The organism is Streptomyces sp. NPDC111656 (assembly GCF_055656965.1).
This window is the reverse complement of sequence record NZ_JBVKCA010000001.1, coordinates 419,793-440,860: the sequence shown is the minus strand read 5'-3', so window position 1 is coordinate 440,860 and position 21,068 is coordinate 419,793. Positions and strand designations below refer to the sequence as shown.

The 21,068-nt window shown below is 71.5% G+C and carries 19 protein-coding genes; 10 read left to right on the top strand and 9 right to left on the bottom strand.

Annotated features, from left to right (window positions below; translation table 11 throughout):
- Positions 1-20 precede the first annotated feature (20 nt).
- On the top strand, positions 21-953 hold the full coding sequence (locus tag ACZ7M3_RS02100) for a cyclase family protein (RefSeq protein ID WP_472060004.1): 933 nt from the start codon (positions 21-23) through the stop codon (positions 951-953).
- Positions 954-1,118: 165 nt separating this feature from the next.
- Here the strand turns inward: ACZ7M3_RS02100 and ACZ7M3_RS02095 are convergent, their stop codons facing one another.
- The gene (locus ACZ7M3_RS02095) at positions 1,119-1,763 is read right to left on the bottom strand and encodes a GAP family protein (RefSeq protein ID WP_472060003.1); all 645 of its coding nucleotides are present in this window, start codon (positions 1,761-1,763) and stop codon (positions 1,119-1,121) included.
- Positions 1,764-2,002: 239 nt separating this feature from the next.
- Here ACZ7M3_RS02095 and ACZ7M3_RS02090 point away from each other — a divergent pair, with 239 nt between their 5' ends.
- From ACZ7M3_RS02090 to ACZ7M3_RS02075, 4 genes are all read left to right on the top strand, one after another.
- A complete protein-coding gene (locus ACZ7M3_RS02090; RefSeq protein ID WP_472060002.1) occupies positions 2,003-2,896 on the top strand; it encodes a YhjD/YihY/BrkB family envelope integrity protein in 894 nt (297 codons plus the stop codon).
- A gap of 83 nt (positions 2,897-2,979) precedes the next feature.
- Positions 2,980-4,572, top strand: coding sequence for a GMC oxidoreductase (locus ACZ7M3_RS02085; protein WP_472060001.1), 1,593 nt, complete (start codon positions 2,980-2,982; stop codon positions 4,570-4,572).
- On the top strand, positions 4,569-5,987 hold the full coding sequence (locus ACZ7M3_RS02080; RefSeq protein ID WP_472060000.1) for a DUF2252 domain-containing protein: 1,419 nt from the start codon (positions 4,569-4,571) through the stop codon (positions 5,985-5,987). Before ACZ7M3_RS02085 ends, ACZ7M3_RS02080 begins: the two co-directional genes overlap by 4 nt.
- Before the next feature lie 22 nt (positions 5,988-6,009).
- A complete protein-coding gene (locus ACZ7M3_RS02075; RefSeq protein ID WP_472059999.1) occupies positions 6,010-7,842 on the top strand; it encodes a glycoside hydrolase family 15 protein in 1,833 nt (610 codons plus the stop codon).
- On the opposite strand, the gene ACZ7M3_RS02070 is transcribed toward ACZ7M3_RS02075, so the two are convergent.
- From ACZ7M3_RS02070 to ACZ7M3_RS02060, 3 genes are all read right to left on the bottom strand, one after another.
- The gene (locus tag ACZ7M3_RS02070) at positions 7,793-9,097 is read right to left on the bottom strand and encodes a chloride channel protein (RefSeq protein ID WP_472059998.1); all 1,305 of its coding nucleotides are present in this window, start codon (positions 9,095-9,097) and stop codon (positions 7,793-7,795) included. The two genes, ACZ7M3_RS02075 and ACZ7M3_RS02070, sit on opposite strands and share 50 nt — an antisense overlap.
- 250 nt (positions 9,098-9,347) lie before the next feature.
- On the bottom strand, positions 9,348-10,463 hold the full coding sequence (locus ACZ7M3_RS02065) for a GNAT family N-acetyltransferase (protein WP_472059997.1): 1,116 nt from the start codon (positions 10,461-10,463) through the stop codon (positions 9,348-9,350).
- Positions 10,464-10,723: 260 nt separating this feature from the next.
- On the bottom strand, positions 10,724-11,020 hold the full coding sequence (locus tag ACZ7M3_RS02060; protein WP_472059996.1) for an acyl-CoA reductase: 297 nt from the start codon (positions 11,018-11,020) through the stop codon (positions 10,724-10,726).
- A 127-nt stretch (positions 11,021-11,147) separates the two neighbouring features.
- Between ACZ7M3_RS02060 and ACZ7M3_RS02055 the strand changes: the two genes are divergently transcribed.
- A complete protein-coding gene (locus tag ACZ7M3_RS02055; protein ID WP_472059995.1) occupies positions 11,148-12,353 on the top strand; it encodes an MFS transporter in 1,206 nt (401 codons plus the stop codon).
- A gap of 403 nt (positions 12,354-12,756) precedes the next feature.
- A complete protein-coding gene (locus ACZ7M3_RS02050) occupies positions 12,757-13,500 on the top strand; it encodes a maleylpyruvate isomerase family mycothiol-dependent enzyme (RefSeq protein ID WP_472059994.1) in 744 nt (247 codons plus the stop codon).
- A 116-nt stretch (positions 13,501-13,616) separates the two neighbouring features.
- Here the strand turns inward: ACZ7M3_RS02050 and ACZ7M3_RS02045 are convergent, their stop codons facing one another.
- Positions 13,617-14,027 carry a MarR family winged helix-turn-helix transcriptional regulator gene (locus tag ACZ7M3_RS02045; protein ID WP_472059993.1) on the bottom strand — a complete coding sequence of 137 codons (411 nt, stop codon included), beginning with the start codon at positions 14,025-14,027 and terminating at the stop codon, positions 13,617-13,619.
- 85 nt (positions 14,028-14,112) lie between these two features.
- Here ACZ7M3_RS02045 and ACZ7M3_RS02040 point away from each other — a divergent pair, with 85 nt between their 5' ends.
- Both ACZ7M3_RS02040 and ACZ7M3_RS02035 read left to right on the top strand, forming a co-directional pair.
- A complete protein-coding gene (locus ACZ7M3_RS02040; protein WP_472059992.1) occupies positions 14,113-15,636 on the top strand; it encodes an MFS transporter in 1,524 nt (507 codons plus the stop codon).
- A gap of 123 nt (positions 15,637-15,759) precedes the next feature.
- Positions 15,760-16,038, top strand: coding sequence for a DUF6332 family protein (locus ACZ7M3_RS02035; RefSeq protein ID WP_452963296.1), 279 nt, complete (start codon positions 15,760-15,762; stop codon positions 16,036-16,038).
- Here ACZ7M3_RS02035 and ACZ7M3_RS02030 read toward each other — a convergent pair.
- From ACZ7M3_RS02030 to ACZ7M3_RS02020, 3 genes are all read right to left on the bottom strand, one after another.
- On the bottom strand, positions 15,999-16,664 hold the full coding sequence (locus ACZ7M3_RS02030; protein WP_472060994.1) for a response regulator transcription factor: 666 nt from the start codon (positions 16,662-16,664) through the stop codon (positions 15,999-16,001). The two genes, ACZ7M3_RS02035 and ACZ7M3_RS02030, sit on opposite strands and share 40 nt — an antisense overlap.
- A gap of 122 nt (positions 16,665-16,786) precedes the next feature.
- On the bottom strand, positions 16,787-18,052 hold the full coding sequence (locus tag ACZ7M3_RS02025; RefSeq protein ID WP_472059991.1) for a sensor histidine kinase: 1,266 nt from the start codon (positions 18,050-18,052) through the stop codon (positions 16,787-16,789).
- Positions 18,053-18,165: 113 nt separating this feature from the next.
- Positions 18,166-18,903 (bottom strand): TetR/AcrR family transcriptional regulator, encoded by a 738-nt coding sequence (locus ACZ7M3_RS02020; protein WP_472059990.1) that lies wholly within the window; start codon positions 18,901-18,903, stop codon positions 18,166-18,168.
- A 205-nt stretch (positions 18,904-19,108) separates the two neighbouring features.
- On the opposite strand from ACZ7M3_RS02020, the gene ACZ7M3_RS02015 reads away from it, so the two are divergent.
- On the top strand, positions 19,109-19,558 hold the full coding sequence (locus ACZ7M3_RS02015; protein ID WP_472059989.1) for a nitroreductase family deazaflavin-dependent oxidoreductase: 450 nt from the start codon (positions 19,109-19,111) through the stop codon (positions 19,556-19,558).
- Positions 19,559-19,670: 112 nt separating this feature from the next.
- On the opposite strand, the gene ACZ7M3_RS02010 is transcribed toward ACZ7M3_RS02015, so the two are convergent.
- Positions 19,671-20,927 carry a geranylgeranyl reductase family protein gene (locus ACZ7M3_RS02010; protein ID WP_472059988.1) on the bottom strand — a complete coding sequence of 419 codons (1,257 nt, stop codon included), beginning with the start codon at positions 20,925-20,927 and terminating at the stop codon, positions 19,671-19,673.
- Between the last annotated feature and the right edge of the window lie 141 nt (positions 20,928-21,068).

Sequence of the window (21,068 nt, the reverse complement as noted above, 5' to 3'; positions counted from 1 at the left end):
TTCTGTCGGAGGCTGGTGACATGCCGATGCCCGACGAGCTGAGCGAGGCCGAGTTCCGGTCGCTCTACCGCCGACTGCGCGGCACGGCCTCCGGTGGTGGCAGGCGCCGGGGCGCCCTGGACACGATCACCGCGGAACAGGTGCTGGCGGCCGTCCGCGAGGTGCGGTCGGGGCGTACGGTGTCGCTCGCCGCCCCCGTGGAGACCCGTACCGGACCCGACGACGCCGATCCGGCCGAGCACCGGCTCACCGCTCCGGCCGACGGCGAACCGGTCGCGAAGGGCCTGGACTTCGCGCGGGACCGCTTCGCCATGAACGTGCACGGCGATGTGGACAGTCACCTCGACGCGCTGTGCCATGTCATCTACGACGGCACGCTGTACGGCGGCATACCGGCGGCGGACGCGCTGTCGCCGGAGGGCGCGAGCGTCCTGTCCGTCGAGCTGGCCCGCGACGGCATCGTCGGACGTGGGGTCCTCCTCGACATACCCCGGGTGCACGGCCTCTCCTGGCTCGAACCCGGATCGAACGTGACCGCTGAGGACCTGAGCGCCGCCGAGACCCGGCAGGGGCTACGGGTCGGCCGCGGCGACATCCTGCTCGTTCGGGTCGGACACCGCAGGCGCCGCGAGGAGCTGGGCCCCTGGGACGTGGCCGCCGCCCGTGCCGGACTCCATCCGACCGCGATGGAGTTCGTGGCCGACCGGGAGGTGGCGGTGCTCGGCAGCGACGGCAACAACGACACGGCCCCGAGCGCGGTGCGAGGGGTCGCGTTCCCGGTGCATGTGCTCGCCGTCCACGCCTTGGGACTGCATCTGCTCGACTATCTGCGGTTCGAGGACCTCGCGCCGATCTGCGCGCGGGAAGGCCGCTGGTCGTTCCTGTGCGTGATCGCTCCGCTGCGGCTGCCCGCGGCGACCGGCTCGCCCGTCAATCCCCTGGCGATCCTGTGACGACGCCGACGGTCGTCGCCCGGCGGTCCCGTGCGGGCGGTCGTCACCCGGCGCTCCCTTGACAGTCGGCGCTCGCCCCGGCGGTCCGGTGATGACCGGCGCTGGCCCTTGCGGTCCCGTGCCGGCCGGGGCTCGCCCCGCCGGTCCGGTGAGTGCCGGTCAGGGTCAGGCGGTCAGCTGGTAGATGCTCTTGCCCACCAGCCACAGCCCCAGCAGCAGGCACACCGCCACGATCGCCTCGTCCTGATGGTTGTCCAGCCACGTCCGCAGCCGCCCGAGCCGTACGCGGGAGGAGTCGGGGGCGAAGGTCGCGTAGATCTCCATGGCCAGCAGGCTGGAGCTGGCCAGCAGGCAGTAGCCCATCAGCGCCGCGTACGAGGCGGCGTGGGAGAGGTCCGCCTCCACCACGGTGGCGGCACCGGCGGCCACCAGCCCCCAGGGCTGGAGGAACAGCGCCAGCCCGACCGACGTCCACGGGGAGATCCGGTCGAGCCGGGACATCATCCCGGATGGCTTGCGCCGCCTGCCCCTCCTGCGGCGGGTGCGCTCTCCGTACCAGACGAGGCCGACGCCGATGGCGAGTTTGGCGGCCAGGGCGGCCGTGGAGGGTGCCGACTTGGGCGCCGGCGGTTTCCCGCCGGTCATCAGCAGCACCACGGCGATGATCGCGACGAAACTGGCCAGCCAGGTGAGGACGAAGGCCAGCCCGTTCCAGATCCCGCCCCGCGCGGACAGCACCAGCACGAACGCGGTGACCGAGAAGGGGTTCACGGCGATCGCCAGACCGATGAGGACCAGGTCAAGGACCATCGCTGCCCCCGTACGGCCGCGCGAGGTTCGGGGCGGCGCCGGATGCGCGCATGGCCCCATCGTCACCGCTCCCGCCCGCACCCACAATTCAGCGGTGCCGTCCGCAACTCCTCGGGCGACTTCTCCCCCGTACGGCGCAACGGCGCTCGCGCCGCAGGCGGGCGGCCGCCCGGGACGGCACCCTGGTGGCGTGGTCACGCCTCGGGGCGTGGAGCCCAGTTTGGACCCGGGGAGCGGAATTGCGCGCAGGCAGAGGATCCGGCCCGTCCACCGACGGCGGGGCGGGCCGCCTGCGCGGTCGGGCCGCGGAGTTGGGGGCGCGGCTGCGGCGGCTGCGCGCCACCGTCGAGGAGCGCTTCCCGGTGATCACCCGTCTCACCTCGCACCTGATCGCGGTGAACCTGCTCGATTCCGCGACCCGGCTCGCGGCCCAGGTCTTCCTGACCGCGGTTCCACTGATCTTCGTGGTCGCCTCCTTCGCCCCGCGGGCGGTGCGCGAGGAGTTCCTCTCCTCCCTGCACGACGTCTTCGGTATCAACGGCTCCTCCGAACAGGAGCTGAAGAAGGTCTTCGCCGCCGATCCCGAGGAACTGCAGCAGAGCGCCGGAGTGGTCAGTTCGCTGATGGTGCTGCTCTCCGCCACGGCGTGCAGCCGGGCGATGCAGCGCCTGTGCCAACGCGCCTGGCGACTGCCGAGTGCGAGCGCACGGATCGCCGCCTGGAGATGGCTCGTGTGGATCGCGGCCTGGCTGGTCATCCTCGCCCTGCAGGGACCGCTGCGCACCGGGTTCGGCGTGGGGGCGTGGCTGGGCGTGCCGCTCCTGCTGGTCGCCCAGGTGAGCGTCTGGTGGTGGACCCAGCACCTGCTGCTGGCCGCGCGCGTCCCCTGGCCGCCCCTGCTGCCCGGTGCGCTCCTGACCGGGGTGGCCATGACCACTCTGTCGGTGGTCGCCAAGCTGTACGTGCCCAGCGCGCTCAACCGCAGCCTGGACCGCTACGGGTCGCTGGGTGCGGTCTTCACGGTGTTGTCATGGCTGATCGGGCTCTGTGTCGTCATCGCCGCCGGGATCACCGCCGGGGCGGTGATCGCGCGGGAACCCGCCGTGTCCCGACGCCTCGGTTCACCTGAATAGTCCAACTCGCCGGAAATATCCCCCAGGGATACCTTGGGTCTCGGGACAGATGCCCACGGTGGGCAGTGGGGACGGTGGCCTGCATGACCGACGCACAGCACTACGACGTCATCGTGGTCGGCACCGGTGCGGGCGGTGGCACCATTGCCCACCGGCTGGCGCCCACGGGAAAGCGGATCCTCCTTCTCGAACGCGGGGACTATCTTCCTCGCGAACGCGACAACTGGGATTCCACCGCCGTCTTCGTCAAAGGGAAATACCGTGCGCCGGAATTCTGGTTCGACAAACACGGAAACCAGTTCCCGCCCGAGGTCAATTACTACGTGGGCGGCAACACCAAGTTCTACGGCGCCGCGCTCTTTCGTATGCGCCCCGAGGACTTCGGCGAGCTCCGCCACCACGACGGCATCTCCCCCGCCTGGCCACTGAACTACGAGGAACTCGAGCCCTACTACACCCAGGCCGAGCATCTCTACCTCGTCCACGGCCGGCACGGCGAGGACCCGACCGAGGGTCCCACCAGCGCCCAGTACACGTATCCGCCGGTCCAGCACGAGCCGCGCATCCAGCAGCTCAGCCATGATCTGGAGAAGCAGGGGCTGCACCCCTTCCACCTCCCGATCGGGGTGAACCTCACCCAGGACGACCGGGGCCGGGCCACCCACACCAGCGCCTGCATCCGCTGCGACCGTGTCGACGGCTTCCCCTGCCTGGTCGGTGCGAAGTCCGACGCACAGGTCATCTGTGTCGACCCCGCCCTGGAACACGACAACGTCGAGATGGTCACCCACGCGGACGTGCGGCGCCTGGACACGGACGCGACCGGCCGCAGCGTCACCTCGGTCGTCGCGACGGTCGAGGACGCGGGCGGCGAAGGCTCGACCGTGGAGTTCAGCGCGGACATCGTGGTCGTCGCCTGCGGCGCCGTCAACTCCGCCGTCCTGCTGCTGCGTTCGGCGAACGACCGGCATCCACGCGGGCTGGCCAACAGCTCGGACGTCGTGGGCCGGCACTACATGCGGCACAACAACCTCGCCCTGATGGCCGTGTCCAAGGAACCGAACGACACCAGGTTCCAGAAGACCCTGGCCCTGCACGACTGGTACCTGGGATCCGACGACTGGGAGTATCCCCTCGGCGGCATCCAGATGCTCGGCAAGTCCGACTCCGAACAGATCCACGGCGAGGCGCCCCGCTGGGCCGGGGCCGTCTGTCCCGACATGCCCTTCGAGGTACTGGCCCACCACGCGGTCGACTTCTGGCTGTGCGGAGAGGACCTGCCCACCCCCGACAACCGCGTCACGCTGGACCGGGACGGCGGCATCCACCTGGCCCTCGACGAGAAGAACAACATCGCCGGACTGAACCACCTGCGGCACAAACTGCAGGGCATGCTCGGCCACTTGGGCATGCACGAACACCAGCTCCTGTCCCGGAGCATCTACCTGCACAAGGGCATGCCCATCGGCGCCACGGCGCATCAGGCGGGCACCGTCCGCTTCGGCCGCGACCCCGCAGCCTCCGCCCTCGACGTGGACTGCAAGGCCCACGACCTCGACAACCTGTACGTCGTCGACACGAGCTTCTTCCCGAGCATCGGAGCGGTCAATCCGTCGCTGACGGCCATCGCCAACGCCCTGCGTGTCGGTGATCGCATCGCGGACCGACTGCGATGACCTCGCACCACCCGGCCGACGGCGTCGTCCCGCACCGCACGCCCCGCGAGCGTGCCGAGACCGGCAAGGCCGCCCGGGCCGCCGTACCACGCTCCAGTCACGCGGAGTTCACTCCCGCTCAGAAGCGGCCCGACCCCGTGGACGTCATCGAGGCGCAGTGCGCGACCCGGGTGCCCGAGCTCGTACCGATCCGCTACGGGAGGATGATCGAGTCACCGTTCCGCTTCTATCGGGGGGCTGCCGCCGTCATGGCCGGGGACCTCGCCGACACTCCCCGCAGCGGGATCACGACGCAGGTGTGCGGCGACGCGCACCTGCTGAACTTCCGGCTGCTGGCCTCGCCCGAGCGCCGCATGATGTTCGACATCAACGACTTCGACGAGACGCTGCCCGGCCCGTGGGAGTGGGACATCAAGCGGCTGTCCACGAGTTTCGTCATCGCCGGCCGGGCGAACGGCTTCAGCGCCAAGGAGCGGGCCTGCGTCGTGCGGTCGACGGTGCGGGCGTACCGCGAGTGGCAGCGGCGCTTCGCCGCGCTGGGCAATCTCCGCGTGTGGTGTGCCCGGTTCGACGAGGACTGGGTGCGGACCCACGTCTTCCAGGAGGTGAGCGCGCGGGCCCGCGAGCGCTGGTCGCGGACGGTGGCGAAGGCACGCACCCGCGACAGCCTCCAGGCCTTCGACAAACTCACCCGTGTCGCCGACGGCAGGGTCCGTATCGCTCCGGATCCCCCGCTGGTCACACCGCTCCAGGACCTGCTTCCGGACGTCGAACGCGAGGCGATGGAGGAGCTGATCCGCCGGATGATCGAACGGTACGGTCAGAGCCTCCCGTCGGACCGGCGGTTGCTGCTGGAGCAGTACCGGCTGGTCGACGTGGCCCGCAAGGTGGTCGGGGTCGGCAGCGTGGGCACCCGCTGCTGGATCATTCTGCTGCTCGGCCGCGACGACCAGGATCCGCTGCTCCTGCAGGCCAAGGAGGCCGACGAGTCGGTACTCGCGCCGTTCACCGGGGCGAGCGACTGCCGGACGCAGGGCGAGCGTGTGGTCTGCGGTCAGCGGCTCATGCAGGCCACCAGCGACATCTTCCTCGGCTGGGCTCGGGCCGACGGCATCGACGGCGGCCGACGGGACTTCTACGTAAGGCAGTTGCGGGACTGGAAGGGCATCGCGGAGCCCGAGTCGATGGTGCCGGACGGGATGCGGGCCTTCGGTGAGCTGTGCGGTGCCACGCTGGCCCGCGCGCACGCGAGATCGGGGGACCGGATCGCCATCGCCGCCTACCTGGGTGGGGGTGAGGTCTTCGACCGGGCGCTGGTGACGTTCGCCGAGCGCTATGCCGACCAGAACGAGCAGGACCACCGGGCACTCGTCGACGCCGTCCGTTCCGGGCGGGTCAAGGCTGAAACCGCCTGACACGCCTGACAAGGAGAGCAGCATGGATCGCTATCCGCCCATCGCCGACCACGGTCTCGTCGGGGACCTTCAGACCACGGCTCTGGTCTCGTCCCAGGGAGTGATCGACTGGTTCGCGGCACCGCGCTTCGACTCACCGAGCATCTTCGCCGCGCTGCTCGACCACGACGGCGGCGGCTACTTCCTCCTCGCGCCCGAACACCCCGAAGGCACCTGGAGACAGCTCTACTACCCGGACACCGCCATCGTGGTGACCCGCTTCATGTCGCCCGACGGAGTCGGCGAGATCGTCGACCACATGCCGGTCCTGCCGGGCCCGACGGCGACCGACCGGCACAGCCTGGTGCGGGTCATCCGCTCGGTGCGCGGCACCGTACGCTTCACCCTCGAATGCCGACCTCGATTCGACTACGCCCGATCCGCCCACGAACTCGACCTGACGCACGACAGGCCGATGCAGGAGACGGCGACGTTCCGGGCCCCCGGGACGACCGCCTACCTCCAGGCCACCATCCCGCTCGAACGGGACGGTCAGGACGTCCGGGGCGCCATCACCCTCAACGCCGGGGAGACGGCGGCCGTGGTGTTCACCGTCTGCGCGCCGGACGGGGAGGCACCACCGCCCCCCACCACCGAGGGGATCACCGAAGATCTCTGGGAGAACGTCGACTTCTGGCAGAAGTGGGTGCGCACCTCGCGCTACCACGGCCGCTGGACGGACATGGTGCACCGCTCCGCGATCACCCTCAAGCTCCTCACGTACGCCCCCACGGGCGCCCCGGTCGCCGCCGCCACCATGGGACTGCCCGAGCAGGTCGGCGGCGAGCGCAACTGGGACTACCGCTACACCTGGGTGCGGGACGGCTCCCTCTCGGTGCGGGCCCTGCTCGACCTCGGCTTCGTGGAGGAGGCCACCCGCTTCACCCGCTGGCTGGGCGACCGTCTCGGCGCCCGCGAGGGCCCCGACGACGAACCCCTCCAGATCATGTACCGGGTCGACGGCGACCCCCATCTGACGGAGGAGATCCTGGAGCACTTCGAGGGCTACCGCGGCTCCTACCCGGTCCGGGCCGGCAACGCGGCCAGTGACCAACTGCAGCTCGACATCTACGGCGAGGCCCTCTACGCCCTGGCCGAGGGCCGCGAGGTCGGCGAACAGACGGGCTACCACGGCTGGAAGGGGCTCGCCGCCACCCTCGACTGGCTCGCCGACTCCTGGGACCGGCCCGACGAGGGCATCTGGGAGACCCGGGGCGGACGCAAGAACTTCACCTACAGCCGGGTGATGTGCTGGGCCGCGTTCGACCGCGGCCTGAAGCTGGCGCACGAGTTCAGCAGACCGGCGGACACCGTGCGCTGGACCCGGGCCCGGGACGCGATCCTCGAACAGGTCATGGAGCGCGGCTGGAACGACAAGGAGCAGGCCCTCGTCCAGTACTACGGCGGCGACGTCCTGGACGCCTCCCTGCTGCTCGTCCCCCGGGTCGGATTCCTGGCCCCCCGCAGCCCCGGCTGGCTCAACACCCTCGACGCCATGGACCGCGTCCTCGTCTCCGACAGCCTGGTCTACCGCTACGACCCCGGGGCCTCGCCCGACGGACTGCGCGGCTCCGAAGGCACCTTCAGTCTGTGCACCTTCCTCTACGTCGACGCCCTCGCCCGCGCGGGGCGCCTCCCCCAGGCCCGCTATACCTTCGAGAAGATGCAGACGTACGCGAACCACGTCGGCCTGTTCGCCGAGGAGATCGGTCCCAGCGGGGAGCAACTCGGCAACTTCCCGCAGGCCTTCACCCATCTCTCGCTGATCATGGCCGCGACGACGCTGGACGAGGCGCTCGACGCGCTCCATCCCTGAACACCGGGATTCCCGGCCCCTGCGACAGCAGTTCGGTGGTCACGAAGGACACCACGGCGGCGAGCAGGATCACCGGCACCGTGCCCGAGTTGCCCACCATCAGCACGACCAGCACCACACAGCTGACCGGCAGCCGGAGCGCGGCGGCGGACGAGGCCGCCATGCCCGCGGCCACGCCGGGCACGACGCCGAGCCCCGGCAGCGGCGCGAGCAGGGCGCCCATCGCGCCGCCCAGGAACAGCGCGGGGAACACCGGACCGCCGCGCAGGCTGCCCAGGCAGAGCGCGTACGCGACGCCCTTGAACACCAGGACCGCCACCAGGCTGCCGACCGACCAGGCGTGCGGGTCGGTGGCGAGCTGCCCCAGGATGGACTGTCCCGACAGGGCGACGTCGGACGGCGGACGGCCGGTGAGGACCGCGTAGAGCGCCGCGCAGACGGCCGCGCCGAGTGCGCAGAGCACCGTGTTGCGCAACGGATGCGCGATCACGAGGCGCGCCGCGATCCGTCCGCCCGCGATGATCCAGTGGATGGCCGCCCCGATGACGACCGCCATGAGCACCGACCACACCACGTCCCCGGCGTCGAGGACGGAGGGCGCGGGCAGTCCGATCTCCAGGCTCCCGGTCTTCAGTCCGGTCCAGTCTCCGAAGCCGGTGAACACGATGGCGCCGATTCCGCCGGCCAGCAGGACGGGGAGCATCACCGCGAACAGCTGCGGCCCGCCCACTCCGGACACCTCCATGAGCAGCACGGCCGCCACCACCGGGCTTCCGAAGATCACCGAGATGGCCGACGCGGCGCCCGCGGCACCGAGCAACGCCGTGTTCGCCTCGGTCGCGGGAACGCGTACGAGATCCCGGAACAACAGCGCCAGACCGCCGCCCAGAGCGATCAGGGGCGCCTCGGGCCCGAGCACGGCTCCCAGCGGCAGACTCGCCAGCGCGGCGAGGACCACGCCGGGAACGGTGGCCTTCGACGCACCTCCGGGCTGCAGGCCCCCCGCCGGGATGTGTCCGCCCCGGCCGGGAAACCGCAGGACGACCAGGGCGACGACCGCACCCGACACCACGGCCGGCGGCAACGGCCACCACCACGGCGGATTCGACCACCCGAGATGGTGCGGCCAGTCCACCCAGATCAGGCGTTCCAGCTCGTGCAGCAGGACGAGGAACCAGAACGCGGCCAACGACACCGGGATCCCGATCAGGCCGCAGAACAGCAACGTCCGCCGGTACGCGGGCTGCCGCAGCATGTCCCTCAGCTGCTCGGCCTCGCGGGGCTGATCTCCCGGGGCGGGCTCCGCCTGTACGGGCTTCGGTTCGGTGATGGGTCGTCTCCTGGGTCCGCTCGCAGCGATGCCGCCGGTCGGAGCGCGAGATTACCCACCACGTCGCCCATGCCCCTCCAAGCCACGCGACACCACCCGGAAACCCTCCGGGTGGACGCGCCCACCGATGCCACGATGCCGCACGGCCACCCGGACCCTGGGGGGCTAAGCCCGCTCAGCGGGCGCGGGGGCCCGCCGCGCCGGAGTCCGGCCGGCCCGAAGTACGCAGCGTGCCGACCGTCTTCAGCAGCCGGTCGGCCGGATCCCGCAGCCTGGGATGGGCCAGGACCGTGTTGCGCAGGCCCCGCACCGGCCTGCGCCAGAGCCGGTGCGCCGTGGCCATCGGGTGGGGGCGGGTCGCGAACCCTTCGCCCACGCGCAGCTCGCGGGTCTTGAGCCAGTCCTTCCACTCCTTGTCGCCACGGCCCAGGTCCATGAGCCGCACGCCCTCCCGCCCGGCGGCCTCGGCCATCCGGAGGTGCATGATCAACCCGGGTGAGTAGTAGCGGAGTTCGGGGTCGTACGCGGTGAACCAGGCGGCGAACAGCGTGCGCGAGGTCGGTCCGAAGTGCGCGGCCACCGGCCGGTCACCGGCGTACAGCACGGACAGCACGCCGTTGAAGTGCTCCTCACGGACCCGGAAGAGATGGTCCACCAGGTCCACGATCCAGGGCCGCGCGAACCGGTCCATCCGTCCCGTCCTGCGGTACTGGGCGGACTTCCAGCGCATGAGGGTGCGCAGCACCCGCGGATCGCGCTCGTCGTAGACGAACCGCATCTCGCCCAGGTCGCGTCCCAGGCGGCGTTCCTTCTTCAGCGTCGTCTTGGCCAGTCCCGGGTAGGCGCCGCGCAGCCACTCGGCGTAGGTGCCCTCGCCGACCTTCAGGTCTATCGCCGGTGAGGCGAACGTCCCGGTGACATGTCTGCCGAAGGGTCTCTGCTCCTCGACGAGGTGGTCGAACTCGAAGACGGACAGCCCGCAGGCCCGCAGCAGTTCCTGCGTGTCCCAGGTGACCCCGGGGCGGTGCACCAGGGCCTGACAGTCGGAGAGGCCGAGACCGATGGCCCGGCCGACGCCCAGGGAGTTGCGCTCGTACGGGAAGAAGCCGACGGGCTCCCCTCTCTCGTGGAGGACCGCCACGTGCGCCCCGCCTCGGTACCTGTCGATCCCCGCCGCGAACTCCGGGGCCAGGAACGGGTTGGCGTAGTCGGGCGACTCGTCCATCACCCGATGCCAGGCCAGGAGGAGCGAACTGCCCAGCTCCTCCGGTCTGTGGATCGTGATCTCCACCTCAGATCAACCGCCCTTCCGCGGGCTCCGCGAGGGACGTTCCGTTCGCGGCGCGGCCGCCTAAGGCGTGAGGATCGTTGTTCATCGATCGCACGGCCGACCGCCCCCCATTCCCCCATGACGCGTCTCGAACTGTTCCGCGAGGCTCAAACGTCGCGAATCAGTACGCAAGCTGTCAAGGGTGTCTGTCGTAACGGAAGAGTGGGAATTGGCCTGCCCGGACCCGACCAGGCCGTCCGGCCTCGGGTCCGGGCAGCGGATCAAGGGCCGATCCACTCGTCGTTCACCCGGCGCATGAGGCGCCGCAGGGGGTGGAAGCCGTCGCGGGAGAGGCCCGGTGGCATACCGCCCGCCCGGCCGAGCGACACCACGCGCTGCACCCCGGCGCAGGCGAGGGCGTCGCGCGGTGCCGCCTTGCGCGTGTCCGGGTGGACGCCGACGGCCTGCGGTAGGAGGAAGTGGTGGCCGTGATCCCTGGCGGCGGTGCGCGGCGCCGCGGCGTCGGAGCCTCTGTTCGGCTCGCCGAGCCCGACGGCGAGGCGGTGGCGCCCGGTCATGACGTGCTCGCGGATGAAGTCGCGCCGGGCCGCATCGCCTCAGCGGAACACCGTGATCAGGCCGCGGTCACCGGCTCGGCGCGACAGGCTCCTTGCCCCACCCCCGCCCGCCACCTACGCTGAGTTTGTGCCGCTAATAAACAAAGCCCGTTCGCACAGTGTCGTGCGGGGCCCCGACGACCTCCCCCGCCTGCGTGGCGCCATCACCGCCTTCTTCGCCCTCGACGGCTTCGTCTTCGCGGGCTGGGTCGTGCGCATCCCGGCCATCAAGGAGCAGACCGGCGCCTCGGTGAGCGACCTGGGGCTCGCGCTGCTCGGCGTCTCCGCCGGAGCGGTGATCACCATGACGCTCACCGGCCGGCTGTGCCGCCGCTTCGGCAGCCATCCGGTGACCGTCGTCTGCGGCATCCTGCTGGCGCTGAGCGTGGCCCTGCCCCCGCTGACGCACTCGGCGGTCGCGCTGGGGCTGGTCCTGCTCGTGTTCGGAGCGGCGTACGGCGGTATCAACGTCGCCATGAACAGCGCCGCCGTCGACCTGGTGGCCGCGCTGCGGCGGCCTGTCATGCCGAGCTTCCACGCGGCGTTCAGCCTGGGCGGCATGATCGGCGCGGGGCTCGGCGCACTGGTGGCGGGTTCCTTGTCCCCCACCCGGCACCTGCTCGCGCTCACCGTGATCGGCCTGCTGGTGACCGCCCTCGCCGGACGCACCCTGCTGAGCCACGAGCCTCCGGCGCCCCCGGAGCGCGGACAGTCGCACACGAAGCACACCCCGCGTCGCCTCGACGCACGCACCCGGGGGCTGGTGTTCGTCTTCGGCCTGATCGCCCTGTGCACCGCGTACGGCGAGGGTGCCCTGGCCGACTGGGGAGCCCTCCACCTGGAACAGGACCTGCGGGTCCACCCGGGCGTCGCGGCCGCCGGCTACTCCTGCTTCGCGCTCGCCATGACCATCGGCCGGGCCGGCGGTACGACGCTGCTGGAACGGCTGGGCCGCACACGGACACTGGTGGGGGGTGGCGCCACGGCCGCCACCGGCATGCTGCTCGGCGCGCTCGTTCCCTCCGTGTGGGCGGCCCTGCTCGGCTTCGCGATCACCGGGCTCGGACTCGCCAACATCTTCCCCGTCGCCGTCGAACGCGCGGGCGCCCTCGCCGGCCCCGGCGGTGTCGCCATCGCCTCGACACTCGGCTACGGCGGCATGCTCCTGGGCCCGCCCGCGATCGGGTTCATGGCCGACTGGTTCTCGCTGCCCATCGCCCTCACCAGCGTGACGGCGCTGGCGGCGCTGGCCGCGCTCATCGGGTTCGGGACGCGCCGGGCGGCCGTGGGCTGACGGCACGTCGCCCCTGGTCCCCGCCGGGCACCCCTGCGGACCGGGCGGGCGTGCTCCACCTCACAGCGGGCGAGGGAGCCGGGCGGGAACAACCCAGGGGCATCGGCCGTTGATCCGTACGTGGCTGCGGAGGGGACAGTGTCCCCGGGTCTCACCTACAGCCCATGGGGACGATCGTCCGGCTGAAGCCCCATGGAGCGTTCCGCCGCGAGGCGACCGCCCTCCGTCGGCCACGACATACGGCCCCGGCTGGTCTCCCCCGTCCAGCCGGGGCTTCTCCTTGCCCGCCGCCGGCGCCGACAGCCGCCGGGTCGGCCCACCGTGCGTCGGCAGTGACCCCCGTCGTGTGACGCGATGGGCGTCCGCGGCCCCCGGAGCCCACGACGTCCGGCACACTCGCCGCATGGAGATTCCGGAGTTCGTGGAGAGCCTGGACCAGGAGGGCCGGTCGCTCGCCGCGGCGGCCGAGCGGGCGGGGCCCGACGCCAAGGTGGCGACCTGCCCGGGGTGGCAGGTGCGGGATCTGGTGCGGCACACGGGCATGGTGCACCGGTGGGCGGCGGCGTTCGTCGCCGAGGGGTACGCCGCGTACCACCCGGACGGCGGCCTGCCCGAGCTGGACGGCGCCGAACTGCTGGCCTGGTTCAGGGACGGCCACCGCCGCCTGGTCGACACGCTCGCGGCCGCTCCGCCCGACCTGTCCTGCTGGAGCTTTCTGCCCGCGCCCTCGCCGCTCGCCTTCTGGGCACGGCGGCAGGCGCACGAGACGACCATGCACCGGGTCGACGCGCAGTCGGCGCTCGGCGAGACGCCGGACACGGTGACGCGGGGCTTCGCGGTGGACGGGATCGACGAGTTGCTGCGCGGCTTCCACGGACGTCCGAGGAGCCAGGTGCGTTCCCGCACGCCCCGGGTGCTGCGGGTGCGCGCCACCGACGTGGACGCGGTGTGGACCGTACGGCTGTCGCCCGAGCCGCCGGTGAGCGAGTGGGGCGTGGCGGCGGGCGGGGACGTCGACTGCGAGTTGGCGGGGCCCGCGGCACGGCTCTATCTGGCGCTGTGGAACCGGCTGCCGTTCCCGGACTTGACCGGTGACGCCTCGCTCGCCGCGCTGTGGCGGGAGAAGTCCGGCATCACCTGGGGCTGAGACACCGGAGCCCGACCGGGTCGGTCCGGGTCGGTCCGCGTGCGAGGGCGGCCCGCGCGTGGTCGTCTCCGACCTGCGTTTCGCGTGTGGTGGCCTCCGCCCTGCGGTCCGCGGTGTCAGTCGCCGGTGGCCGTCCCGCCCGCCAGCATCCGCGTCAGCACCGCCCGCTGCACGGGGAGCACCTCGGCATGGAGCGTTCGTCCCTTCGGAGTGAGGCAGACGCGCACCCCCCGCCGGTCCTCCGGACACATGCCGCGCGTCACGAGACCGTCCTTCTCCAGGCGGGCGATCAGCCGGGACAGGGCGCTCTGGCTCAGATGGACGCGGTCGGAGATCTCCTGGACGCGGTAGGAGCAGTCACCGTCGGACGCGGTGCCCCCGGCCAGCACGTCCAGCACCTCGAAGTCGCTTGCGCCCAGGCCGTGTCGGTGCAACTCGCGGTCGAGCTCGCACAGGGTGCGCGCATGCACCGCGAGGAGGTCACGCCACTGGTCCACGAGCACCTGCTCGGCCTTCTTCGCCGCCATGGGCGCACCGTAGCAAAGAATCGAGTTTGTTGCATCGGAATTAAATGCACTTGCATCCCATGCATGTGCATGTACTGTCTCCCGCATGACCTCTCCGCTCACCACCCCCACCACCGAGGGACGCTGGACCCCACGGCTGTGGGGCACCCTGCTGGTGCTCTGCGCCGCGATGTTCCTGGACGCGCTGGACGTGTCGATGGTCGGCGTCGCCCTGCCGTCCATCGGCTCCGAACTGGACCTCTCCACCTCGACGCTGCAATGGATCGTCAGCGGCTACATCCTGGGATACGGCGGACTGCTCCTCCTCGGCGGCCGCACCGCCGACCTGCTGGGCCGCCGCCAGGTCTTCCTGGTGGCCCTGGGCGTCTTCGCGCTCGCCTCGCTGCTCGGCGGACTCGTCGACTCGGGCCCGCTGCTGATCGCCAGCCGCTTCATCAAGGGCCTCAGCGCGGCGTTCACCGCCCCGGCGGGCCTGTCGATCATCACCACGACCTTCGCCGAGGGCCCCCTGCGCAATCGCGCCCTGTCGATCTACACGACCTGCGCGGCCACCGGCTTCTCCATGGGCCTCGTACTGTCCGGCCTGCTCACCGAGGCCAGTTGGCGCCTCACCATGCTGCTGCCCGCGCCCATCGCGCTGCTCGCCCTGCTCGTCGGCCTGAAGCTGCTGCCGCGCAGCGAACGCGAGAAGGACCACAACGGCTACGACATCCCCGGCGCCGTCCTCGGCACGGCCTCGATGCTGCTGCTGGTGTTCACCGTCGTCCAAGCCCCCGAGGTCGGCTGGGCCTCGACCCGTACCCTCCTGTCCTTCCTCGCCGTGGCCGTCCTGCTCACCGTCTTCGTCCGTGTCGAGCGGCGCTCGCCGGGGCCGCTGATCCGGCTCGGCGTACTCCGCTCCGGCAGTCAGATCCGCGCCCAGCTCGGCGCGATGGCGTTCTTCGGCTCGTACGTCGGATTCCAGTTCCTGGTGACGCTGTACATGCAGTCGCTGCTCGGCTGGTCGGCCCTGCACACCGCGCTCGCCTTCCTGCCCGCCGGCGCGCTGGTCGCGCTCTCCTCCACGAAGGTCGGCGCCGTCGTCGACCGCTTCGGGACCCCGCGGCTCATCGCGGTGGGCTTCGTGCTCATGGTCGTCGGCTACGCGCTGTTCCTGCGCATCAGCCTCGACCCGGTGTACGCGGCCGTGATCCTGCCGACCATGCTGCTGATCGGCGCGGCCTGCGCGCTGATCTTCCCCTCGCTCAACATCCAGGCCACCAACGGTGTCGACGACCACGAGCAGGGCATGGTCTCGGGTCTGCTCAACACCTCCGTCCAGGTGGGCGGCGCCCTCTTCCTGGCCGTGGTGACGGCCGTCGTGACCGCGAACTCCTCGGCGGGTTCCTCGCCGCAGGCCGTCCTCGACAGCTACCGGCCCGGTCTGATCGTGGTGACGGGGATCGCCGTGGCGGGGCTGCTGATCACGCTGCCGGGGCTGCGGACCCGGCGCCCGCGGCAGACCGTCGTGGTCGCACGGTCCATGGGGAACGACTCCACGGGGAACGACTCCGGACGGGAGGACTCCGTACGGGAGGATTCGGAGGGGCGGGTGGCGATCGGCGACTGATCCGGTTCGCCGGCGACCTCAACTCACCTCGTCGACGCGGCACTTCGGCCCGGCGCTTCGACCCGACGCGCCCGGCGGGCAACCCCTTGCCCGCCGGGCGCACCGCCGTGACAGACTCGGACCATGGGGAGACGCGCGCAGGAGCAGCGGGACGCGATGACGGTCGAGATCGGGTACGCGCTCCTCAGCGCGACCTTCGCTGCGGGCCTGGCGCTGGGCGCCGTATCCGGCCCCGCGCTGCTCTTCGATCTCCCGCTCACCATCGAGAAGGGCCTGATCACCTCAGGGGTACTGCTGGCGACCGCGCTCTTCGCGGTACGCGTGGTCACGGTGCTCGTCCGCTTCGGCCGCGCGGCCGGCACTCACCCGAGCCACCCCGGCCGCACCAACCCCGACTCATAGGCCAGCACGACCAGTTGGGCCCGGTCACGGGCGCCGAGCTTCACCATCGTGCGGCTCACATGGGTCTTGGCCGTGAGCGGGCTGACGACCAGACGCCGCGCGATCTCGTCGTTGGACATTCCGATACCGACCAGGGCCATCACCTCCCGCTCCCGCTCGGTGAGCCGGACGAGCGACTCCGCGGCCGCGGGCTCCTTGGAGCGGGCCGCGAACTCCGCGATCAGGCGGCGCGTCACTCCCGGTGACAGCAGCGCGTCGCCGCCGACCACCGCCCGCACCGCGCGCAGGAGTTCGTCCGGCTCGGTGTCCTTGACGAGGAAGCCGGACGCCCCGGAGCGGATCGCCTCGAAGACGTACTCGTCGAGCTCGAAGGTGGTGAGCATGACCACCTTCACGTCCTTCAGGTCCGGGTCGTCGGTGAGACGGCGGGTCGCGGCGAGGCCGTCGAGCAGCGGCATGCGGATGTCCATCAGGACGACGTCGGGGCGCAGTTCGCGCACCTTGCGCACCGCCTCCTCGCCGTCGGCCGCCTCACCGGCCACCTCCAGATCCGCCTGTGCGTCGAGCAGCGCCTTGAAGCCCGCCCTGACCAGTGACTGGTCGTCGGCGAGCAGGACGCGAATCACCGGTCCCGCCGCGCCGTCCATCGGTCCTCCCGCGCCGTCCACCGGTCCTCCCGCGCCGTCCACCGGACCTCCCCCGCCACCCACCGGCTCTCCTGCGTCATCTGCCGGCTCTCCTTCACCGTTCACCGGTCCTCCTTGACCTTCAGCGGGAGCACGGCCAGCACCCGGAAGCCTCCGTCGTCGCGCGGGCCCGCCTCGATCGTGCCACCGAGGGCGGCGGCCCGCTCCCGCATACCGGCCAGCCCGTTGCCGCTGCCGCCCACGTCGGTGCCGGTCGCGGGCCCGTCGTCGTCGATCCGCAACCGCAGCGTGCCCTCAGCGGATTCGAGCCGCACGCGCGCGTGCCGCGACCCCGAGTGACGTACGACATTGGTGAGGGCCTCCTGGACGATACGGAACGCGGCGAGGTCGGTACCCGGCGGAAGCTTCGGAACGCCGCCGGGTTTCTCGATCCCGACCGTCAGACCCGCGCTCGCCGCCTGTTCGACGAGGTCGGGGAGCCGGTCGAGCCCGGGCGCCGGCGCGCGCGGCGCCTCCCCCGGCGTACGGAGTGTGTCGAGCACCTGGCGGACCTCGCCGAGCGCCTCCTTGCTGGCCTCCTTGATGGTGGTGAGCGCCGTGCGCGCCTGTTCCGGGTCGGAGTCGAGAAGCGCGAGGCCGACGCCCGCCTGGACGTTGATCACGGAGATGCTGTGGGCGAGGACGTCGTGCAGTTCACGGGCGATCCGCAGCCGCTCCTCGTCGGCGCGCCGGGCGGCGGCCCGCGCGCGTTCGGCACGGTCGCGGGCCCACTGCTCACGGCGTATCCGGGCCAGCTCCGACGCCACCAGGATCACCACGCCCCAGGTGATGAAGCCGAGTTCCTGGCTCCAGGAGCCGGCCCGGTCCCCCGCGGGCGGCAGCCATCGGTAGAGCCAGTGCCCCACCAGCAGATGGCCGACCCACAGCATGCCGACGGCCGTCCAGGCGGCCCAGCGGCGCCCCGCGACAACCGCGGCGAAGCAGCCGACGGCCACGGTGACGAAGACGGGCCCGTACGGATATCCGGCGGCCAGATAGACCAGCGTCGCCGCGGCCGTGCCGAAGGCGACGAACACCGGGTACCGCTGCCGCCACAGCAGCAGGCCGGTGCCGAGGATCAGCAGCACCCTCGCGAAGAGGTCCAGGGGGGTGCGTTCGCCGTCCTGGGCGTGCGCCGCGAACTGGGAACCGCCCAGCACGAAGACGGTGAGCAGCAGGGTCGAACGCCACGGCCACCGGTCACCGTGCCCACCGCGCCGACCGCCATGGTCCTCGGCGCTCCATCGGTGCCACCCCGGTGGCCCGTGCCGCCACCACGGCGGTACCCCGCCCCACACCGGGGACCTGGGGGTTCGCTGCTCTTCCATGACGGTCACGCTAGACGGCACGGGCCGCCGGGGGCGTCAGCCGGACGAGGTGATCACGCGTACTCCCCACGGAGTACCACCCGATCTCTCCACGGAATACCACCCGGTCGTCGTCAGGGACCGGCCGTGCCGTTCCCCTTGCCCGGGGTCCCGGTCGGCTCGGGATACACCAGGCCGACGCCGTGGGCGAGTTGGTCCACCGCGTGCCGGAAGAACGGCTCGCGATCCTCCACGAGCCGGTTGAACTGGCCGAAGAGCTCGAACCCGATCAGCCCGTAGAGCTGGGCCCAGGCGGCGACGAGCGCCGCGACCGCCTCGGGCGGCAGGTCGGGCGCGAGGTCGGCGGCCATCCGCTGCGCCTCGGCCTTCAGCTCGGGCGGCAGCGGGGTGCGGGCCACCCCCTTGCCCCGATACGCGTCCCGCACGATGCCGACCAGCAGCAGCCCGACGCGGGAGGCGGCCGGGATGGTCGTGTCCGGCGCGGTGTAGCCGGGCACGGGCGAACCGTAGATGAGCGCGTACTCGTGCGGCTGCGCCAAGGCCCAGCGGCGCGCCGCCACGCACACCGCGATCCAGCGCTCGCGCGGCCCGGCGCCCGCGACCTGCGCGTGCGCCGCCTCCGCGCTCTCGCCGAGGGAGTCGTAGGCGTCGATGATGAGCGCGGTCAGCAGGTCGTCACGGCTGGGGAAGTAGCGGTAGAGCGCGGAGGAGACCATGCCGAGCTCCCGGGCGACGGCTCTGAGCGAGAGCTTGGCGGCGCCCTCCGCGGCGAGCTGTCTGCGCGCCTCTTCCTTGATGGCCGCGGTGACCTCGATCCTGGCTCGGGCGCGTGCTCCGCGTGCGGTACTCATGCGGGAAAGTGTGCCACGTTTTCAGAGCAGTGCACACAAACGAGAGCGGCGCACACATTCAAGAGCGGCGCACACTTACGAGAGCACTGCTCTTGATTTGGATCACCGATCTCATGCAGACTGCTCTCAAGCGAGAGCAGTGCTCACAAAAGCGAGCAGCGCTCCCACTCAGAGAGCGGCGCTCTCGCAACCGATGGGGGTCATCATGTCCACGCACGTCCAGAAGCCCGGCTGGTTCACCGTCAACGTCTTCAACCGCTGCGTGGCGTTCATGACCCGCCGCGGTCTCAGCGTCTGGGGCTCCCGCGTCCTGGCCGTCCGTGGCCGCAAGAGCGGCGCGTGGCGCACCACCCCGGTCAATCTGCTCACCGTGGACGGACAGCAGTACCTGGTCGCCCCCCGCGGCCACGTCCAGTGGACGCACAACATGCGGGCCGCGGGCGGCGGCGAACTGCGCCTCGGCAAGAGGGTGGACACGTTCACCGCGACCGAGGTCGGCGACGACGACAAGGTTCCGCTGCTGCGTGCCTACCTCAAGCGCTGGAAGGCGGAGGTCGGTGTCTTCTTCGGTGGCGTCGGCCCCGACTCGTCCCCCGAGGAGCTGCGGCGCATCGCCCCCGACCACCCGGTCTTCCGTATCACGGTCACGAGCTGACCGACCGAGAGCCGACGGACACTCCCGTCAGCCACCGGCCACTCCACAGCCACGGACGCGGTCACGGACGCGGTCACGGAGACGGACGCAGACACGGCTCCGCGACCAACGGTCACTCCGTGGTCGCAGTGCTCTCGGCAACCGTCGGCGCGGCGACGGCCGAGCGCCGGTCGAACGCGGACAGGGCGCGCCCTGCCATCGGGTGGGAGCGCACCATCTCGCCCAGCGTGGTCGATCCACGGGTGATCCCGGCGAACGCCCTCCAGGCGGGCCGGAAACTGGTGATCGCCGCGTGGAGCATGCCCGGCCGACGCTCGAAGGCCGCGAGCATGCTCTTGCCGACGGCCATCTCGACGCCGAGCCCCGCCTTGATGGCGAAGGCGTAGTTGAGCGCCTGACGGCGGGTGTCCACCGCGTCGTGCGCCTCGGCGATCCGTACCGCCCACTCGCCCGCGAGCCGCCCGGAGCGCAGCGCGAAGGAGATGCCCTCGCGGGTCCAGGGTTCGAGCAGCCCCGCCGCGTCGCCGCAGACCAGTACGCGCCCGCGCGACAGCGGGGAGTCCTCGGCGCGGCAACGCGTCAGGTGCCCGGAGGAGATGCTCGGCTCGAACCCGGCGAGCCCGAGCCGGGCGATGAAGTCCTCCAAGTACCGCTTGGTGGCGGCGCCTTCGCCGCGCGCGGAGATCACGCCGACGGTGAGCGTGTCCCCCTTGGGGAACACCCAGCCGTAACTGCCCGGCATGGGACCCCAGTCGATCAGGACCCGTCCCTGCCAGTCCTCGGCGACGGTCTCCGGCACCGGGATCTCCACCTCCAGGCCGAGGTCGACCTGGTCGAGCTTCACCCCGACGTGCGCCCCTATGCGGCTGGCGCTGCCGTCCGCGCCGACGACCGCCCGCGCCAGCACGGCCTCGCCGCCCTGGAGGACGACGGCGACGGTGCGCCGGTCGGGCACGGCGGACCCGTGCTGCTCGACCCGCGAGACCGTCACTCCCGTGCGCAGCTCGGCGCCCGCCTTCTGGGCGTGCTCGACGAGCTGCTGGTCGAACTCGGGCCGGTTGATGAGCCCGAACAGCATCTGCTTGGAGCGCCGGGTGCGGGTGAACTTGCCGTCGAGCGAGAACGTCACCGCGTGCACCCGGTCCTGGAGCGGTAGCTCGAAGCCGGGCGGCAGGGCGTCGCGCGAGGGGCCGATGATGCCGCCGCCACACGTCTTGTAGCGGGGCAGTTCCGCCTTCTCCAGCAGCAGGACGCTGCGTCCCGCGACCGCTGCCGCATAGGCGGCCGAGGCGCCCGCCGGCCCCGCGCCGACCACGACGACGTCCCACACCCGCTGTTCGTCGTCCGCCGAAGAGTTCTCGCTGCTCACGATGGTCTACTGCTCCCAGTCCAGCCGTCTGCCGCCACGGTCCCGAGCATCCTACGGCGGGCATCGCCGCAGGCCACTGTGGGAGGATCGGGGGCGTATGCGCCCTGCACACCAGGGACCCGCGTACGCACCACCCGATCA